The sequence below is a fragment of the Streptomyces sp. NPDC057654 genome, from assembly GCF_042800135.1.
In the GTDB taxonomy this organism is placed as follows: Bacteria; Actinomycetota; Actinomycetes; order Streptomycetales; family Streptomycetaceae; genus Streptomyces.
The window spans coordinates 1-1602 of record NZ_JBHVHQ010001302.1 but is presented as its reverse complement, the minus strand read 5'-3'; the positions used below and the strand labels follow the sequence as shown (position 1 = coordinate 1602).

Sequence of the window (1602 nt, the reverse complement as noted above, 5' to 3'; positions counted from 1 at the left end):
GCGCACTCCTGTCTACCGCCCCGTTCACGGCGGCCCCGGCCCACTCAGCGCGCGCCCCCGAGCAGCAGCCCGCATGCCCAGTACGGCAGCTCGAACCGCCCAGCTCGAACCTCGGACCATCAGCGGTCCGTGGGGCGGCGCGCAGGTCTCGGTGTGGTCTGCGGGCCGGTCGCGCCATCGGTGGGACGGGGGCCGGGGTGACACGAGCGCGTCTGCCGGCCAAAGACCGAAGAAGCAGAAGGGGGCCGATTGCCGGTGGGTGGCTAGGGCGCACACGTGCCGGTGTGCCGCCATCAGCCCCGCCGTCGTGGCTGACTTTCCCGACCTGAGGCACCAGGAACAGAACCCGGATTCCCCGACCAAGGGGTCCCGCAGTACAGCCGCCGGCCACTTCTCGTACCTTGCCCATCAGCTCAAGCCCCGCTCTCTTCTCGCTGCACACCCGAGACGCGACGTCGATCGAGAACACGACGAGCGCCCCGGTACCATCGGCACCGGGGTTCCTGAACTGGGACTCTCAACCGGACCACCCCGCGCCTGCCAGGGTTTGAGGGGTGGTCCGGTCTTGCGTTTGCGGTTGTTCAGCGTGGTCCGGCCCCCTGCCCCCAGGGGTGAATCAGCAGAAGGGCCGGACCGCTGGCGGTGGATGGGTCGGTGTTCCACCGCGGCCCCAAGGCGTTGCGCCGCCCAACGGTCGCACGCGCCAAGGGGAGTTGAAGGGAGGGAGGCAGCCGGTTTCCCTATTACGGCGGCTCCCCGACCGCGCTAGCGCGACCGCTGAGAAATGAGCGCCAGAGCCAGCACCGAGCCGATACCTCCAGCAATCAATGAGAGGTACAGAAGGCCGGAGAACCGCCCCACGTAGGCGCACACCTGCTGGAGTCGGCTCACGGTGACCACGCCCAAGTGCACCGGCCGGGGTGAGCGAAGAACAGTACGCACGCGTCTGGGTCCTGGCTCTCCGGCGGCCCCGCTGACTCACAATGCGGCAAGAGGACTAGCGCGACCTCAGCCTTCTTCCACCAGCCCCACAGAGAAATGCCGCGTGTGAGTTCGTGCAGCATCGCGTAATGCCTGCGATGTCGTGTGCCTTGCAACTCGCAGGAAATCCACGAGTCGTGTGCCCAATCGGGCCGGGTTGACCGCGTGATCACCTCAGTTCCCAGAAGAGGGAAGACGACCGCCTTGGACTGGCATGCACCACTCACAACGCAGCAACCTCCCCCGCAGGCAGGCCAGAGTTCTCCAACAGGAAACGGAGCGTATATCCCAGGCTCTGCACTTGACGTGACGCCGACAGGAGCCCGGAGCCCAGCCCCTTATCAATCTGATACTGGACCTGACTCAGGTGCGTCTGCTTCAGAGACCAATCCACGGACCCATGGCAAAGCTGGTCAACCTGTTTCGTGGTCAAAGGCCGGAGACATTCGATGTGGTGCAGCAAGGACGCATGTATGACGCAGAGGTCTGAGTACGGGGGCAACACCGGCCTTTTAGCCAGGGCGCAACGGATCACGTTTTCGACCTCGGCGACGTCAACCACGATCGTCCTCACTGGTTTTGACTGGATCGGTGAGGAGACCTTAGAAGCCGAAGACGGCG

The 1602-nt window shown here is 65.2% G+C and carries 1 protein-coding gene; it reads right to left on the bottom strand.

What is annotated here, in order from left to right:
* Positions 1 to 1204: 1204 nt before the first annotated feature.
* Positions 1205 to 1516 (bottom strand): DUF6415 family natural product biosynthesis protein, encoded by a 312-nt coding sequence (locus ACFU99_RS43050; RefSeq protein WP_384404081.1) that lies wholly within the window; start codon positions 1514 to 1516, stop codon positions 1205 to 1207.
* Positions 1517 to 1602 lie beyond the last annotated feature (86 nt).